The organism is Labrys sp. F242, from assembly GCF_057813875.1.
This window is the reverse complement of record NZ_JBVASG010000001.1, coordinates 1,011,016-1,027,233: the sequence shown is the minus strand read 5'-3', so window position 1 is coordinate 1,027,233 and position 16,218 is coordinate 1,011,016. Positions and strand designations below refer to the sequence as shown.

At 62.5% G+C, this 16,218-nt stretch carries 14 protein-coding genes; 5 read left to right on the top strand and 9 right to left on the bottom strand.

Features of this window, described 5'->3' with window-relative positions; translation table 11 throughout:
- Window positions 1-148 precede the first annotated feature (148 nt).
- Window positions 149-451, top strand: coding sequence for a hypothetical protein (locus ACZYTC_RS04760; protein ID WP_434957155.1), 303 nt, complete (start codon window positions 149-151; stop codon window positions 449-451).
- A gap of 67 nt (window positions 452-518) precedes the next feature.
- On the opposite strand, the gene ACZYTC_RS04755 is transcribed toward ACZYTC_RS04760, so the two are convergent.
- Entirely contained in the window at window positions 519-1,034 is a 516-nt protein-coding gene (locus ACZYTC_RS04755; RefSeq protein ID WP_434957156.1) for a CreA family protein, read from the bottom strand.
- Window positions 1,035-1,145: 111 nt separating this feature from the next.
- The gene (gltX, locus tag ACZYTC_RS04750; protein WP_488989032.1) at window positions 1,146-2,471 is read right to left on the bottom strand and encodes a glutamate--tRNA ligase; all 1,326 of its coding nucleotides are present in this window, start codon (window positions 2,469-2,471) and stop codon (window positions 1,146-1,148) included.
- Window positions 2,472-2,832: 361 nt separating this feature from the next.
- Here gltX and ACZYTC_RS04745 point away from each other — a divergent pair, with 361 nt between their 5' ends.
- Window positions 2,833-3,666, top strand: coding sequence for a MipA/OmpV family protein (locus tag ACZYTC_RS04745; protein ID WP_434957158.1), 834 nt, complete (start codon window positions 2,833-2,835; stop codon window positions 3,664-3,666).
- A 143-nt stretch (window positions 3,667-3,809) separates the two neighbouring features.
- Complete coding sequence (locus ACZYTC_RS04740; protein ID WP_488989031.1) at window positions 3,810-5,771, top strand: oxidoreductase; 1,962 nt, start codon at window positions 3,810-3,812, stop codon at window positions 5,769-5,771.
- A 52-nt stretch (window positions 5,772-5,823) separates the two neighbouring features.
- On the opposite strand, the gene ACZYTC_RS04735 is transcribed toward ACZYTC_RS04740, so the two are convergent.
- On the bottom strand, window positions 5,824-6,528 hold the full coding sequence (locus ACZYTC_RS04735) for an SDR family oxidoreductase (protein ID WP_488989030.1): 705 nt from the start codon (window positions 6,526-6,528) through the stop codon (window positions 5,824-5,826).
- Between the two features lie 128 nt (window positions 6,529-6,656).
- On the opposite strand from ACZYTC_RS04735, the gene gcvA reads away from it, so the two are divergent.
- Window positions 6,657-7,568, top strand: a complete 912-nt coding sequence (gene gcvA / locus ACZYTC_RS04730) for a transcriptional regulator GcvA (RefSeq protein WP_488989029.1) — start codon at window positions 6,657-6,659, stop codon at window positions 7,566-7,568.
- Between the two features lie 167 nt (window positions 7,569-7,735).
- On the opposite strand, the gene ACZYTC_RS04725 is transcribed toward gcvA, so the two are convergent.
- Complete coding sequence (locus ACZYTC_RS04725) at window positions 7,736-9,472, bottom strand: NAD+ synthase (RefSeq protein ID WP_434957162.1); 1,737 nt, start codon at window positions 9,470-9,472, stop codon at window positions 7,736-7,738.
- Between the two features lie 34 nt (window positions 9,473-9,506).
- Window positions 9,507-9,854 (bottom strand): diacylglycerol kinase, encoded by a 348-nt coding sequence (locus ACZYTC_RS04720; RefSeq protein ID WP_434957163.1) that lies wholly within the window; start codon window positions 9,852-9,854, stop codon window positions 9,507-9,509.
- A gap of 243 nt (window positions 9,855-10,097) precedes the next feature.
- Between ACZYTC_RS04720 and ACZYTC_RS04715 the strand changes: the two genes are divergently transcribed.
- Window positions 10,098-10,631, top strand: coding sequence for a hypothetical protein (locus ACZYTC_RS04715; protein ID WP_488989028.1), 534 nt, complete (start codon window positions 10,098-10,100; stop codon window positions 10,629-10,631).
- Window positions 10,632-10,734: 103 nt separating this feature from the next.
- Here ACZYTC_RS04715 and mmsB read toward each other — a convergent pair whose 3' ends face one another.
- The 4 genes from mmsB to chvE (ACZYTC_RS04695) form a co-directional block, all read right to left on the bottom strand.
- Complete coding sequence (mmsB, locus tag ACZYTC_RS04710) at window positions 10,735-11,937, bottom strand: multiple monosaccharide ABC transporter permease (protein WP_434957165.1); 1,203 nt, start codon at window positions 11,935-11,937, stop codon at window positions 10,735-10,737.
- Between the two features lie 2 nt (window positions 11,938-11,939).
- Window positions 11,940-13,517, bottom strand: a complete 1,578-nt coding sequence (gene mmsA, locus ACZYTC_RS04705; RefSeq protein ID WP_434957166.1) for a multiple monosaccharide ABC transporter ATP-binding protein — start codon at window positions 13,515-13,517, stop codon at window positions 11,940-11,942.
- Between the two features lie 121 nt (window positions 13,518-13,638).
- A complete protein-coding gene (gene chvE, locus ACZYTC_RS04700) occupies window positions 13,639-14,658 on the bottom strand; it encodes a multiple monosaccharide ABC transporter substrate-binding protein (RefSeq protein WP_210250091.1) in 1,020 nt (339 codons plus the stop codon).
- A gap of 389 nt (window positions 14,659-15,047) precedes the next feature.
- Window positions 15,048-16,112, bottom strand: coding sequence for a multiple monosaccharide ABC transporter substrate-binding protein (chvE, locus tag ACZYTC_RS04695; protein WP_488989027.1), 1,065 nt, complete (start codon window positions 16,110-16,112; stop codon window positions 15,048-15,050).
- Between the last annotated feature and the right edge of the window lie 106 nt (window positions 16,113-16,218).

Genomic DNA, 16,218 nt, shown 5'->3' with positions numbered 1-16,218 from the left:
GCCTTTGCATGTCGGCACTGATGCAGCCCGGCAACAGAGTTTCGCCAAAATTAAACACGTAGATTTACCGATGTTTAAAAACGCACGGCGATGATAGGCAAGCTCCGCTATCCGGACGGGGCAGACCCCGTTCACATGTGTGATTTCGATGAACCTGCGTACCCTCTCCTTCATCGCGGCTTGCCTGGCTTTCGCCAGCCCCGCCTCCGCCCAGAATGTGGCTTCCTTCGTCGTCAGCGCCGATGATGGCTACGGCGTCGATACCTGCCTGGAAAGCGGCGCCCCCTGCGGCCAGCCGATTGCCAGCGAATGGTGTGTCGCCAATGGCTATGCCAAGGCGGTCGCCTTCCGCCGGCAGACCGAAACCGACATCACTGGCGCCATCAACGCGCCCACGCAGGTCGCTGCTGCCTCGCAGCCGCACGCTGTCGTGATCACTTGCGAAAAGTGAAGACCTGCGAGAAGTGAAGCCTTGCGAGAAGTGAGGATGCGGGCGGTGGCCCTGCTGGGCCCTGCACTCAGTCCGTGACGAAATCCGCACATTTCTGGGGCGGCTCGCCGGCCCAGGGCATTACCGGCACCGACGAGGTCGAGTTCTTCGGAGATCCTTCGATCAGTTTGTCGGTATAGACCAGATAGACCAGCACGTTGCGCTTGGCGTCGCAGCCGCGCACCACCTGCATCTTCTTGAAGAACAAGGAGCGGGACTGGCGATAGACCAAGGCGCCCTGCTCGAATTTCTCCTTGAACTTGATCGGCCCGACCTGGCGGCAGGCCAGCGAGACGTCCGACACCTCCTCGGCCACCCCGAACATACCCTTGAGACCACCCTTCTCCGGCACGGTGAAGTGACAGGCGACCCCTTCGACATCGGGATCGTCGATACCGTAGACGGCGAGCTTGTCGTCCGGGGTCAGGAATTTCCATACCGTCGACTTGCGGAAGATCAGGTCCGGTTCCTGGGCCTGGGCAGCGACGGGAACTGCAAGGGCAAGTCCGATCGCAGCGAGGCCGAAGCAGATTCTACGCAACATGCGGGGTCTCCTCATCGGCCCCCATATGGGAAGGCATCCGGCCGGGCGCTAGAGTGGAGTGTCGGCCTCGCTCCATCACTTGATGGCGTTGTGGAAGTCGACACTCTGGCCTCACCCGAGCCGCGCCAATACACGCTCACGGCCGATCAGCGGCAGCAGCGCCTTGAGTTCGGGGCCATGATCGAGCCCGGTCAGCGCCTGGCGCAACGGCATGAACAGGGCCTTGCCCTTCGCGCCGGTGGCTTCCTTCACGGCCTGCGTCCAGGCGCCCCAGGTGTTCTCGTCCCAGGGCCCGCTCGGCAACAGCGCGGCGGCGCGGCCGAGGAACTCCCGATCCTGCTCACCCGCGGCGACCGGCCCCGTCACCACGTCCCACCACAATTTCGCATCGGCCAGCCTGACGAGATTGGAGCGCACGGCGAGCCAGAAGTCCTCGCCGCCATCGACGCCGAGAGCCGTCAGCCGCTGCGAGACGTCTGCAAAGGCCGTCTCATGCAGCAGCTTGGCGTTGAGTGTCTCGATCTCGGCCGGATCGAAGCGCGCCGGCGCCCGCGAGATGCGCGAAAGATCGACCAGCGCGGCCAGCTCCTGCAGCGACGCAATCGGGCGCACGGCCTCGGCCGTGCCGGTCAGCACCGCCAGGCTCGCTACCGCCATCGGCTCGAAGCCGGCCTCGCGCAGCGAACCGATCGACAGCGCCCCGCTGCGCTTGGACAGCCCCTCGCCGCTCACCGTGGTAAGCAGATTGTGGTGGGCGAATTCCGGCACCGTGCCGCCCAGGGCTTCGAAGATCTCGATCTGCACGGCGGTGTTGGTGACGTGATCCTCGCCGCGGATGATGTGGCTGACGCCAAGATCGATGTCATCGACCACGGATGGCAGCGTGTAGAGATAACCGCCATCGGCACGGATCAGCACCGGGTCGGACAGGGAGGAGGTGTCGACATGCGCGGGGCCGCGCACGCCGTCCTGCCATTCGACGATGCGGTGGTTGAGCAGGAAGCGCCAATGCGGACGCCGCCCCTCGGCCTCCAGAGCCGCCTTCTGCTCGGCGGTCAAGCGCAGGGCCGCCCGGTCATAGACCGGCGGCAGGCCGCGAGCCTTCTGCAGCGTGCGCCGGCGCTCAAGTTCCTCCTCGGTCTCGTAGCAGGGATAGAGTCGACCGGCCTCACGCAGGCGGCCGGCGGCGGCATCGTAAAGCGCCATGCGTTCGGACTGGCGCGCCTTCACGTCCGGGACCATGCCGAGCCAGGCAAGATCCACCGCGATGGCATCCGCATATTCCTGGCGCGAGCGGGCCATGTCGGTATCGTCATAGCGCAGGATGAAGCGTCCGCCCGCGCGCTTGGCCACGCACCAATTCAGCAAGGCGGTGCGGATATTGCCGATATGGATATAGCCGGTGGGGGACGGCGCAAAGCGGACGACAGGCGGCATGACGGGCTTTCGAAATTGGAAATATGGCCTGTCCTATACCGCGAGGCCTCCCTTTTGAAGGAGAGATTATGAACAGGCTCCTGCCATTTTTGCTGGCCATGAAATCGCCATCGTGTTTATAACGGAGACGATAATCAATCGCAGCCGGCTCATAGCACCCTTTCCCGGCTGATCATCGCCACTCAGTGAATGCCATCAAAACGGGCATCACGAAACTGACGATGCCCTCGGCATCCAAAACATGACGTTAGGGAATTCGTTGATTATTCATGCCAGCATTCATTGTTTGTTGTCACCTCGAAGGCATTGTGCGGCCAAGTTCGCGGTCGTTCCTGCCGCGACCGGAAATGGGAATAGAGTGATGTTGCGTACCTCCCTGAAGACTGCCGCAGCGGCAGGGGTTCTTGCCGTTCTGGCGACGCCGGCACTGGCCCAGTCCTCTTCCTATACGCCGACGGGATTTTGGGACAACTACATCGCTGGTGGCTGGTCGCTGGAACTCGGCGCGACCGCCGCCATGGGCCCCAACTATGAGGGCGCTAAGGATTTCACCTTCCTGCCCTCGCCGATCATCTCGCTGTCCCGTCAGGGCAAGGGGACCGCTTTCAGTTCGCGCAACGACAATCCGGGCCTCGGCATTCTCGACAATGGCTTCCTGCGCATCGGCCCCGTCGGCAAGCTTCTGCTCAAGCAGGACGGTTCCACCGACGACGATCTCAAGGGCCTCAAGCCGGTACGCTGGGGCGGCGAACTCGGCATCTTCGCCGACATCTATCCGGTCGAGTGGCTGCGTTTGCGCGCCGAATTGCGGCACGGCATCCGTTCGCATCACGGCCTGGTCGCCGATATCGCGGCGGACGCCTTCTATGACATTGCACCGGATTGGCGTATTTCCGGCGGCCCCCGTGTCTCCTTGGCTACGCGCAGCTATTTCGACGCCTATTATGGCGTGAATCTACAGGAATCACTCGCTTCCGGCCTCAGCCCCTATTCGCCCGGCGGTGGCCTGAAGTCGGTTGGCGTCGGCGGTGCGCTCACCTGGAAGACCACGGACAAGATCACCACCAGCGCCTTTGCCGAATATAGCCGTCTTACCGGTCCCGCCTCCAAATCGACCCTGGTCAAGGAGCGCGGCTCCCCGAACCAGTTCACGATCGGCGTATCGGCAAGCTATCGCTTCGACTTCAATCTCTGAGTCGCCCCGAAGCTATCCCCGAGTGCCTGGGCACCGGGGAAATACCTCATCGGCGTTGAAGTGTCCGCGTCGCGACAATCGGCCATGTTGATTGCGGGATCGGTCCCGTGCACCCAGTAGGGGTCCAGCTTCTGCGAGGCCCCGTGAGCCAGTCCGCCGCCCTCCCCCACCTCTATTCGCCGTTCACGATCCGCAATCTGCGCATCAAGAACCGCATCATGTCCACCGGGCACGACACCACGCTGCCCACGGCCTTCGTGCCCAATGACGCGCTGATCGCCTATCAGCAGGCGCGCGCCCAGGGTGGCGTCGGCCTGATCGTGCTGCAGGTTGCCGGCGTGCACGAGACGGCGCGCTACACCTCCCATCTCCTGATGGCAACCAGCGACGACTGCATCCCCGGCTATCGCCGCCTCGCCGAGGTCTGCCATGCCGAGGGGGCGGCGGTGTTCGGCCAGCTCTTCCATCCCGGCCGCGAGATCATGGAGACGGCCGAGGGCACCGCCCCCGTCGCCTACGCGCCCTCCGCCGTGCCCAACCAGCGCTTCCACGTCATGCCGCGCGCCATGAGCACGACGATGATCGGCGAGATCGTCGAGGGCTATGGCGAGGCTGCGCGCCGGCTCGAACAGGCCGGGCTCGACGGCGTGGAGATCGTCGGCAGCCACGGCTACCTGCCCTCGCAATTCGTCAATCCGCGCGTCAATGTGCGCGAGGATGCCTATGGCGGCTCGCTCGACAATCGCCTGCGCTTCATCCGCGAGAGCCTTGCCGCCATTCGCGCCAGGACGGGGCCCGACTTCGTCGTCGGCCTGCGCTTTTCATCCGAGGACAGCGATCTAAACGGCCTTACCGCCGAGGAGGTGGCGGAGGTGCTCACCGCCCTCGATGGCAGCTTCGACTATTTCAACCTGACGGTCGGCTCCTCCGCCAGCTTCGGGGGTGCCGTGCATATCGCCCCCGCCATGGCCTTCTCCAGCGCCTATGGTGCGCCATCGGCGGCAGCGGTGAAGCGCAAGGTCAAGACCCCGGTCTTCTATGCCGGTCGTGTCAACCAGCCCCAGGATGCCGAACAACTGATCGCCAAGGGCGAGGCCGACATGGTCGGCATGACGCGGGCGCTGATCTGCGACCCCGACATGCCTTCGAAGGCCGAGCAGGGCCGTTTCGACGACATCCGCGCCTGTATCGCCTGCAACCAGGCCTGCATCGGCCATTTCCAGCTCGGCGTGCCCATTTCCTGCATTCAACACCCCGAGACCGGGCGCGAGTTGCGTTATGGCAAGGTGCTGCCTGCCAGCTCGGTGAAGAAGGTGCTGGTGGCCGGCGGCGGCCCGGCCGGCCTCAAGGCCGCCAGCATCGCCGCCTCGCGCGGCCATGACGTTACGCTCTACGAGGCCTCGGGCCGGCTCGGTGGCCAGGCCCTGCTGGCACAATTGCTGCCCCGGCGCATGGAGTTCGGCGGTATCGTCACCAATCTGACCCGCGAGGCGGAGCTTGCCGGCGTCGCCGTGGTGAAGAACATCAGGGTCGATCGCGCTTTGGTCGAGCGCGAGCGTCCCGACGTGGTTGTCATCGCCACCGGTGCCACGCCTCGCCATCCCGAATTGCCCGGCGCGGAAACCGCGCATGTCGTCGACGCCTGGCAGGTGCTACGCGACGAGGCCAATGTCGGCAGTTCCGTGCTGGTGGCGGACTGGCGCTGTGACTGGATCGGCATGGGCGTCGCCGAGAAGCTGGCGCGTGCCGGCTGCAAGGTCCGCCTCGCCGTTAACGGCTACATGCCGGGCCAGCGTATCCAGGCCTATGTCCGCGACCACTGGGCCGGTGTCCTGCACGATCTCGGCATCGAGGTCATCCCCTATGCCGATCTCTACGGCGTCGATGGCCAGACCGTCTATCTCGCCCATGTTACCGGCCGCGAGCCGATCATCATCGACGGCATCGACACGCTGGTGACCTCGCTCGGCCATGAAGCCGTCAATGCTTTGGAAGCCGAGCTGGAAGGCCTGGCTGCGGAGATTCACAGCATCGGCGACTGTCTGACACCCCGCACGGCCGAGGAAGCCGTGCTGGAAGGCATGAAGGTCGGCTGGGCGATCTAACAGCGATGCCTTCCCGCATACGCGGGAAGGCATCGCTCCGAAGGCGGCTATCTCAGAGCGAGCGCATCAGCCCGCCATCGACCCGGATGTTCTGGCCGGTGATGTAGCCGGCGCCCTCCGAGGCGAGGAAGGCGATGGTGGCGGCGATCTCCTCGCTGGTGCCATAGCGCCCCATCGGCACGCTGTCGCGACGTTCCTCGGTAGCCGGCAGACTGTCGATCCAGCCCGGCAGGACGTTGTTCATGCGCACATTGTCGGCGGCATGCTGGTTCGCAAAGAGTTTGGTGTAGGCGGCAAGCCCGGCGCGGAACACGGCCGAAGTCGGAAACATCGCCGTCGGCTCGAAGGCCCAGGCCGTGGAGATGTTGATGATAGTGCCGTTCTTCTGGCGGATCATCGCCGGCGCCACTAGGCGGGTCGCCCGGATCACGTTCATCAGATAAACGTCGAACCCGGTGTGCCACTGCTCGTCGGTGATCTCGAGAAGCGGCGCGCGCGGGCCATGGCCGGCGCTGTTGACCAGCACGTCGACCCGCCCCCAGCGCTCGAGCGTGAGATCCGTCAGGCGCCGCAGGTCCTCGTTCGACTGGTTGGATCCGGTGACACCGAGGCCGCCCAATTCCTGCGCGATGGCCTCGCCCTTGCCGGAGGAGGAAAGAATGGCAACCCTATAGCCATCCTTGGCCAGGCGCCTTGCGGCGGCCGCTCCCATGCCACTGCCGCCCGCCGTGACGATCGCTACTTTTTCTGCTGCCATTGAAATCATCCTTCCATATCCCGAAGCGGCGGGAGGCCGCGACAAAGAGCTCATGCTCCTGATATACTGGCAATTCAGGCCTCATTCGAGCCAGAATAGCTGTTCTTATCCTGTAGAAAAACTATTGCATGCTGGACACGTTGCCTCGCCTTCCTCCGCTCAGGGCTCTGCGAGCCTTCGAAGCCGCCGCGCGCCATCTGAACTTCCGCCTGGCCGCCGAAGAGCTGAATGTGACGCAGGGCGCCGTTGCCCAGCATATCAGAGGTCTGGAGATCGACCTCGGCGTGAAGCTATTCGAGCGCCTGCCGCGCGGGCTCGCGCTCACCCATGCCGGGCATAGCTATCTGCCAAATATCCGCCGAGCATTCGAACTCATCGCCGATGCGACATTGGGCCTGCGCCCCGAACCTGCCAGGTTGACGATCAGCGTCACGCCGAGCTTCGCCACCAAATGGCTCATCCCAAGGCTGCCTCAGTTCGTTGCCGAGCATCCGCTCGTCGACCTGCGCATTCTGGCCAATGAAGGCTTGTCTAATTTCCAAAGCGACGGCGTCGATATCGCGGTGCGGCAGGGGCGGCTGCCCTTCGGACCGGGGTTGGTGGTCGAGCGCCTTTTTTCGCAGCAGGTAATCGCCGTCTGCGCCCCCACCTTGCTGCCAGCCGGCGCGAACGGCATCGCACCTGCCGAGATCCCGAACCACACCCTCCTGCACGACACCCACAATCTTTGGCCGGAATTTCTCGAAGGGGTGCTCGGCTTCAAACCCGCTGCCGAACCCAAGCGCATGCGCTTCAACCAGACGGGACTGGCGATCGAGGCTGCCGCCGCTGGCCAGGGCATCGCGCTCGCCAGCCGCTTCCTGGTCGCCGGCGATCTCGCCAGCGGCAGGTTGATCCAACCGCTGGCGGCCGAAATGTCCGGCACCCATGACTTCTACGTGGTGCTGCCGCGCCGGCAGCGCCATCCCGAGCCGACGGATGCGGTTCGGCGCTGGCTCATCGAGACGGCACGGGCGGAAGCGCAGGCAGACGACCCATAGGCGCCAACTTTGCGGAACTCGGTGCTTATCTGGTGGGTCGATCTCCAGATCGACCATCTTGGAAGCGCCGTGCTTGCCGGCAGGAAGATGCCGATCTGGAGATCGGCACACCTCGTTTCAGGCGTCTCCACTCGCAAAGTTAGCGCCTATGGGCGGACGACCGACGCTCAGAAATCCACCGCGTCCGCGCTCGCGGTGGTGGAGACGCGATAAAGCGCGGCATCCGGCACGAAGGCAGGCTTGTTGCTGTCCCGGAACCGATTGGTGATCGGATAACGGCGATCACGGCCGAAATTCTTTTCGGTCACCTTCACGCCGGGAGCGGCCTGGCGGCGCTTGTACTCGGCGAGATAGAGCAGGCGTTCGACCTTGCGCACGGTCTCTTCGTCATGGCCGCGCGCCACGATCTCCGCCACCCGCATCTCGCTTTCGACCAGACAGCGCAAGATATCGTCGAGCACGTCATAGGGCGGCAGCGAATCCTGGTCCTTCTGGTTCTCTCGCAATTCGGCGGAGGGCGCCTTGGTCAGGATGTTCTGCGGAATCACCACGCCATCAGGCCCCCTGGCATCCACCGGTTTCCAACGGTTGCGCAGTTCGCACAGGCGATAGACCTCGGTCTTGTAAAGGTCCTTGATCGGATTGAAGCCACCATTCATGTCGCCATAGAGCGTGCAATAGCCCACCGACATTTCCGACTTGTTGCCGGTGGTCACCACCATGGCGCCGAACTTGTTGGAAACAGACATCAGGATGGTGCCGCGGGTGCGGCTCTGCATGTTCTCCTCGGCGATGCCGCGCGGCTGCCCCTTGAACAGCGGTTCGAGCACCGCCTCAAGCCCGCTCACCGGGGCCTCGATCGGCACGACGTCATAGCGCACGCCCAGCGCCGCGGCGCATTCGAAGGCATCCTTCAGGGATTCTTGCGAGGTGTAGCGATAGGGCAGCATCACGCAATGCACCCGCTCCGGCCCGAGAGCGTCCACCGCCATGGCCGCGACCAGGGCGGAATCGACACCACCGGACAGGCCGAGCACCACGCCGGGAAAGCCGTTCTTGTCGACATAGTCGCGCAGGCCCAGGACGCAGGCCTGGTAATCGGCCTCCTCGCCCTCCTCCACTGTCTCGACCGTAGCAGGCTCGCAGGCCCAGCCTTGCGGCCCTCGCCGCCAAGTGGTGGTGACGACAGCCTCCCTGAAGGCCGGCAGTTGTAGCGCCAGGCGGTGATCGGCATTGAGGGCGAAGGAAGCACCGTCGAAGATCACCTCGTCCTGCCCGCCGACCTCATTGGCATAGAGCATGGGCAGACCGGATTCGGTGACACGCGCCACTGCGACATTGAGGCGGATGTCGGATTTGTCGCGGTGATAGGGGGAGCCATTCGGCACCAGCAGAATCTCGGCGCCCGTCTCGGCAAGGCATTCCACCACGTCATGGCCCCAGATGTCCTCGCAGATTGGCACGCCCAGGCGCACGCCGCGAAAGGCGATCGGACCCGGCAAAGGGCCCGGCTGGAACACGCGCTTCTCGTCGAACACGCCATAATTGGGCAGGTCGTTCTTGAAGCGAACGGCAGCGACGACGCCCTTGTCCACCAACGCCACCGCATTGTGGAGCTTGTCCTTCTCGCGCCAGGGCAGGCCGATCAGGCCGGCCGGCCCACCATCGGCAGTGTCGCGGGCGAAATCCTCCAGCGCAGCACGGCAGGCGTCCTGATAAGCGGCTTTCAACACCAGATCTTCGGGCAGATAGCCGGAGATGAAGAGTTCTGTGAACAATACGAGGTCGGCGCCCTGATCGCGCGCGCTTGCCCGCGCCGCGCGGGCCTTGGCAAGATTGCCGGCGATGTCGCCAAGCGTCGGTTTGAGCTGGGCAACGGCAATACGCAGAATATCGGTGCTCATGGTCTCTTCAAAGGCGGATGAGGATCCGCCATCCTTACACCAGCCTTTCGGCCAGCGCGAGAATCCAGGTCAGCCCCGCCAAGGCCAGGGCCGTGAACACCGCCGCCGAGCCGAGATCCTTGACGATACGGATATGGGGATGGCGGTCGGGTGTGACATGGTCCGAGAGCGCTTCGATGGCGGTGTTGAGCAATTCCACCATCAACACCAGCAGGATGACGCCGATGAGGGCAAGGCGCTTCCACCAGTTCTCGGTAACGAAGAAGCTCGCCGGCAGCGCAATGAGCAGGACGACGACCTCCTGACGCACCGCCAATTCGTAGCGGACGGCGTGGGCAAGACCCGCTGCCGAATTGAAGAATGCCTTGACGATTCGCTCCATGACCACTCCCGAAAGTGGAACGCGTTTTAAGGCCAGCCGGGTTCTCTCGCCAAGCGGCAAATGGAAATCGGCCGGGCGCGGAGGTAAATGGCTCCACGGATCGAAGCGCAGCGGCAATTGAAGCTGTGTTCTCCACGAAACATCGGCCTGTCGTGCCCAGGCGCCATAGACGATACAACGGGGCACCGGACGAGGCGGAAAGCGTCAACCCGTCGCCCCACACAGACATTCGATGGCATTCGCATGAACGAAACGACGACATATCCGTACCGGCCCAAATCGCTGCTGGCCGCGCTGGCCACCGGGTTCTTTCTGCTGTGCACGCTGTTCATGGGGCATGAGGCGCTGAACAACCACGTCGGCTTGGTCATCAACGGCCTCATCGAGCTCGATTCCACAGGCGCCACCGGCTTCTATTGGCTGATCGCCCTGCTCAGCCTGGGCCTTGTCGCTTTCGGGCTGGCAAGCGTGCGAGCCTCGCTCATGCCGGAGCGCAATGTGACCCTCGCACCGAACGCCGTCATCGTCCCCGCCTCGATCCTGAGCCGGGCAACGACCACCATTCCCCTCGCCGACATTGTCAATCTCAGCCTGCAGACCGGCAGATACCCCCTGCTGCATATCCACCACAACGGTGGAACCACGAAACTGGCGCAGCGCTTCTTCGAGGACAAAGACCGGTTCGGGGATTTCCTGGCGCGCCTGCAGGCTGCCATCCAGGCCTTGAATGCTGCCTCGCAGGTCTCAGTGGGCCCGACCCGTTGGGAAGATCGATGAAATTCCTTTTGCTCTCTGGGGAGACTGAACGAAAAACGGCGGCCGCAAGGATTTGCGACCGCCGGAAAGAGAGCCCAATTTGCCGGTGCTTTCGCCAGGCTTCTCAGCGCTTCTTCTTGTAGTAGACGTCAAGGCAGACGGCGAAGAGCAGCACCAGGCCCTTGATCCATTTCTGGTCGTCGATGCCGAGGCCGAGGATCGACATGCCGACATTCATCACGCCCATCAGCAAGGCGCCGATCACCGCGCCGGTGATCTTGCCGACGCCGCCCGAGGCCGAAGCGCCGCCGATGAAGCAAGCCGCGATGACGTCGAGTTCATAGCCGTCGCCCGCCTTGGGGGTCGCCATGCCGCCGAAGCGCGAGGTGACGATGAGCCCGGCCAGCGCCGCCAGCGCCCCCATATTGACGAAAGTCAGCATGATGAGGCGGTCGGTGTTGATGCCGGAGAGCTTGGCCGCCTTCTCGTTGCCGCCGAGAGCATAGATGCGCCGGCCGATCACCGTACGGCCGGTGACGAAGACATAGAGCAGCGTCAGCACCAGGAGGATGATCAGCACCATCGGCAAGCCGCGATACATCGCAAGGAGGTAGCCGACATAGATGGCGGCAACCGCCATCAATGTGTTGCGGCCGAGGAAGATTGCCATCGGCTCCTCCTCCACCCCATGCTTGAGCCGTGTCAGGCGCCCCTTGATGTTCATCAGCACGAACAGCGCCGCGGCGACGAGGCCGAGGACGAAGGTGGTGGTATAGAAGCCGGGGGCGGCGAAGGGGTCAGGGATCCAGCCGGCACTGAGCTGATTGAACTCCGCCGGCAACGGACCGACATTGGTGTTGCCGAGCAGGCGATAGGTCAGCCCGCGAAACACCAGCATGCCCGCCAGCGTGACGATGAAGGAGGGAATGCGCAGATAGGCGATGAAATAGCCCTGGATGCCCCCGATCAGCGCGCCGACCACCAAGGTGGCGATTGCCGCCGGCACATAGTGCCAGCCCATCTTCACCATCAGTGTCGCCGCCACCGCGCCCGTGAAGGCGCAGACCGAACCGACGGACAGGTCGATATGGCCCGACACGATCACCAGCAGCATGCCGAGCGCCATGACGATGACGTAGCCGTTCTGGTTGGGGATGTTGTTGATGTTGGACGGCGCCAGCATCCGCCCTTCCGTCATGTATTGGAAGAAGCCGACGATGACGACGAGCGAGATCAGCAGGCCATAGTCGCGGATGTTGCCGCTGATATATTCGAGGATCGATTTCTTGGGCGAAGAGCCTTGAGCTTCCACAGTGTTTGTCGTCATCGTCAATGCCCTTCCGCCCGCATGATGGCGCGCATGATCTTCTCTTGGGTGGCCTCTGCCCCGGGGAATTCGCCTACGAAGCGACCGGCATTCATCACATAGATGCGATCGCACATGCCGAGCAGTTCCGGCATCTCGGAGGAAATCATCAGCACGGCTTTGCCATCATTCACCATCTCGTTGATGATACTGTAGATTTCGTATTTCGCACCGACGTCGATGCCGCGCGTCGGCTCGTCGAGCATCAGCAATTGGGGATTGGAGAACAACCATTTGGAGAGCACCACCTTCTGCTGGTTGCCGCCCGACAGATTCACCGTCTTCTGGAAGACGTTCGGGGAACGGATGTTCAGCTTGCGCCTGTAGTCGTTGGCAACCCGCAATTCCTTGATGTCGTCGATGACGGAATTCTTCGACACGCCCTCCAGATTGCTCAACGTAATGTTCTTGATGATGTCTTCTTCAAGGACAAGGCCGAGTTGCTTGCGATCCTCCGTGACATAGGCCAGGCCGTTGGCAAGCGCCTTCTGGATGGTGGAGAGATCGACCGGCTTGCCATGCATCAGGGCCTGGCCGCTGATGCGCTGGCCGTAGGAATGGCCGAAGATGCTCATGGCCAGTTCCGTCCGCCCTGCCCCCATCAGACCTGAGATGCCGACGACCTCGCCCTTGCGGACGGTGAGATTTACGCCCTTGACCACCTGTCGATCGGAATGCTCGTGGTGGTGCACCACCCAATCCTTGATCTCGAGGACCGGCTCGCCGATCTTGGGTTGCCGGCTGGGATAGCGGTCCGCCATCTCGCGCCCGACCATGCCCTTGATGATGCGGTCCTCGCTGATCGCCTGGCCGCGGCAGTCCAGGGTTTCGATCGAGGCCCCGTCGCGAATGATGGTGATCTCGTCGCAGACCTTGGAAATCTCGTTGAGCTTGTGTGAGATCAGGATGGAGGAAATGCCCTGCCTCTTGAACTCCAAAAGCAGGTCGAGCAGCGCATCGCTGTCGCTTTCGTTGAGACTGGCCGTCGGCTCGTCGAGGATCAGGAGCTTGACGTTCTTCGACAACGCCTTGGCAATCTCGACGAGTTGCTGCTTGCCGACGCCGATATTGGTGATGAGCGTGTCGGGCGATTCCCTCAGCCCGACCTTGTCCAGCACCTTGCGGGTCTTGCCATAGGTCAGAGGCCAGTCGATCAGGCCGCCCGTGCCCTGCTCATTGCCCAGGAAGATATTCTCGGCGATGGAGAGCAGCGGCACCAGCGCCAGTTCCTGGTGGATGATGATGATGCCGAGCTCTTCGGAATGGCGGATATCCTTGAAACGGCACTCCTGGCCGCGATAATGGATCTCCCCTTCATAGGAGCCATAGGGGTAGACCCCGCTCAGTACCTTCATCAGGGTCGATTTGCCGGCGCCATTTTCGCCGACCACGCCATGAATCTCGCCCTCGTTGACCGTGAGGTTGACGTTGCTGAGCGCCTTGACCCCCGGAAAGGTCTTGGTGATGCCCCGCATTTCCAAGATAGCTGTCATAGTGGATGACCTGTGAAAAGGGCGGTTGGCGCTGTCGTGCAAAAGCATTTTCCGACCCTTCGAGATCGGAAAATGCTTCTGTTCGTGGGAGCCCGGGCATCATTCGATCCAGGATGATCGAATGATGCTCCTGCCGCCCGATACCCTAACATGGTTCGGGAGCGACCACTTATTTCAGCTGGTCTTCCTTGTAATAACCGCCATCGACCAGGACCTGCTTCCAATTGTCCTTGGTGACCAGCACGGGCTTGAGCAGATAGGTCGGCACGACCTTCTTGCCGTTGTCATAGCTCTTGGTGTCGTTGGTCTCGGGCTTGGAGCCGGAGGCCACAGCATCGACCATGTCGACCGTCACCTTGGCGAGCTGGCGGGTGTCCTTGTAGATCGTCGAGTACTGGTCGCCGGCGATGATCGCCTTGACGGAGGCGACTTCCGCATCCTGGCCCGAGATGAAGGGCATGGGCTTGTCGCCCGAGCCGTAGCCGGCCGCCTTCAGCGAGGCGATGATGCCGCGCGACAGGCCATCATAGGGAGACAGCACCGCATCGACCTTCTTGTCGGTGTAGAAGGCGGAGAGAAGATTGTCCATGCGCGACTGGGCGAGCGAACCATCCCAACGCAGCGTGCCGACCTTGTCCATGCCCGTCTGCTTGGACTGCACCACCAGCTTGCCGCTGTCGATGTAGGGCTGCAGCACCGAGATGGCGCCGTTGTAGAAGAAGAAGGCGTTGTTGTCGTCCGGCGAACCGCCGAACAGCTCGACGTTGAACGGGCCCTTACCGTCCTTCAGGCCGAGGCCGCTCTCCAGCGACTGGGCCTGCAGCACGCCGACCTGGAAATTGTCGAAGGTGGCGTAATAGTCGACATTCTCCGAATTGCGGATCAGGCGGTCATAGGCGATGACCTTCACGCCCTTGGCTGCCGCTTCCTTGAGCACGTCGGCGAGCGTGGTGCCGTCGATCGAAGCGATCACCAACACCTTGTCGCCCTTGGTCAGCATGTTCTCGATCTGGGCAAGCTGATTGGGGATGTCGTCGTCGGCATATTGCAGATCGGTGGCGTAGCCCTTGGCCTGGAGCTGCTTGACGACATTGTTGCCATCGTCGATCCAGCGCTCGGAAGTCTTGGTCGGCATGGCGATGCCGACAGGCCCCTTATCCTGGGCAAGGGCCGGCGATGCGACGGTCATCGCGCCGAAGGCGGCAGCCAAAAGCAAGGATTTGAACAGTTTCACGTCTCTCTCCCAAGTTGACGTTTTCCCGATCCAGGACGGACCGGGTCTAGAAATAGCCCCTCAGCCGACGTCGAGAATCGAAGCGATCCCAATGGCATCTCTTCTCACCCTCGGAGCATGGCCGAATGCGCGCAGAACCATGCCGCCTGAGGGTGTTTCTTCCCAGCCAAGCTCAGAATTCATAAAAGCTTTCCGATGCTTGTCAATTGGTATTACAATTAGCAAACAGATGTTGCGCCACCGCCCCACAAGAAGGGCAGTGGCGCCTCTGGTCATCGCATGTCAATCCGTCATGCGAACGGGCGGCGTTGCGGTCTCAGGTTACCGCCCAGGACGCAGAACCGTTATTTCAACTGATCTTCCTTGTAATAACCGCTGTCCACCAGCACCTGCTTCCAATTGTCCTTGGTGACCAGCACGGGCTTGAGCAGATAGGTCGGCACCACCTTCTTGCCGTTGTCGTAGCTCTTGGTGTCGTTGATCTCGGGCTTGCCGCCGGAGAGTACGGCATCGACCATGCCGACCGACACCTTGGCCAATTCGCGGGTGTCCTTGAAGATGGTGGAATATTGGTCGCCGGCGATGATCGCCTTGACGGAAGCGACTTCGGCGTCCTGGCCTGAGATGAAGGGGATCGGCTTGTCACCCGAGCCGTAGCCGGCCGCCTTCAGCGAAGCGACGATGCCGTGGGCCAGGGTGTCGTTGGGCGAGAGCACCGCATCGACCTTCTTGTCGGTGTAGAAGGCCGAGAGGAGATTATCCATGCGCGACTGGGCAAGCGAACCGTCCCAGTTCAGCGTGCCGACCTTGTCCATGCCCATCTGCTTGGACTGCACCGCCAGCTTGCCACTGTCGATGTAAGGCTGCAGCACTGACAGCGCGCCGTTATAGAAGAAGAAGGCATTGTTGTCGTCCGGCGAACCGCCGAACATCTCGATGTTGAAAGGGCCCTTGCCGTCCTTGAGGCCGAGAGCGGTCTCCAGCGATTGGGCTTGCAATACGCCGACCTGGAAATTGTCGAAGGTGGCGTAATAGTCGACATTCTCCGAATTGCGGATCAGGCGGTCATAGGCGATGACCTTCACGCCCTTGGCGGCGGCGGCCTTGAGAGCATCGGCCAGCGTGGTGCCGTCGATCGCCGCGATCACCAGCACCTTGTCGCCCTTGGTCAGCATGTTCTCGATCTGGGCGAGCTGCCCCGGAATATCGCCATTGGCATATTGCAGATCGGCGCCATATCCCTTGGCCTGGAGCTGGGTGACGACATTCTTGCCGTCGTCGATCCAGCGTTCGACCGTCTTGTCCGGCATGGCGATGCCGACAGTCCCCTTATCCTGCGCGAAAGCTGGCGTCGTGAGGATACCGGCGGCCAAGGCGCTCGCCAGCCACAGTTTTTGAAACAATCCCATAGTGCCTCCCGATTTAATGAGTTACGTACCTCAATTTTTCGTCATTGCAGCGGCAACCCCTCCACCACAATGGGACGATGAATGATAAATTAGCGCCCCGGCGTGT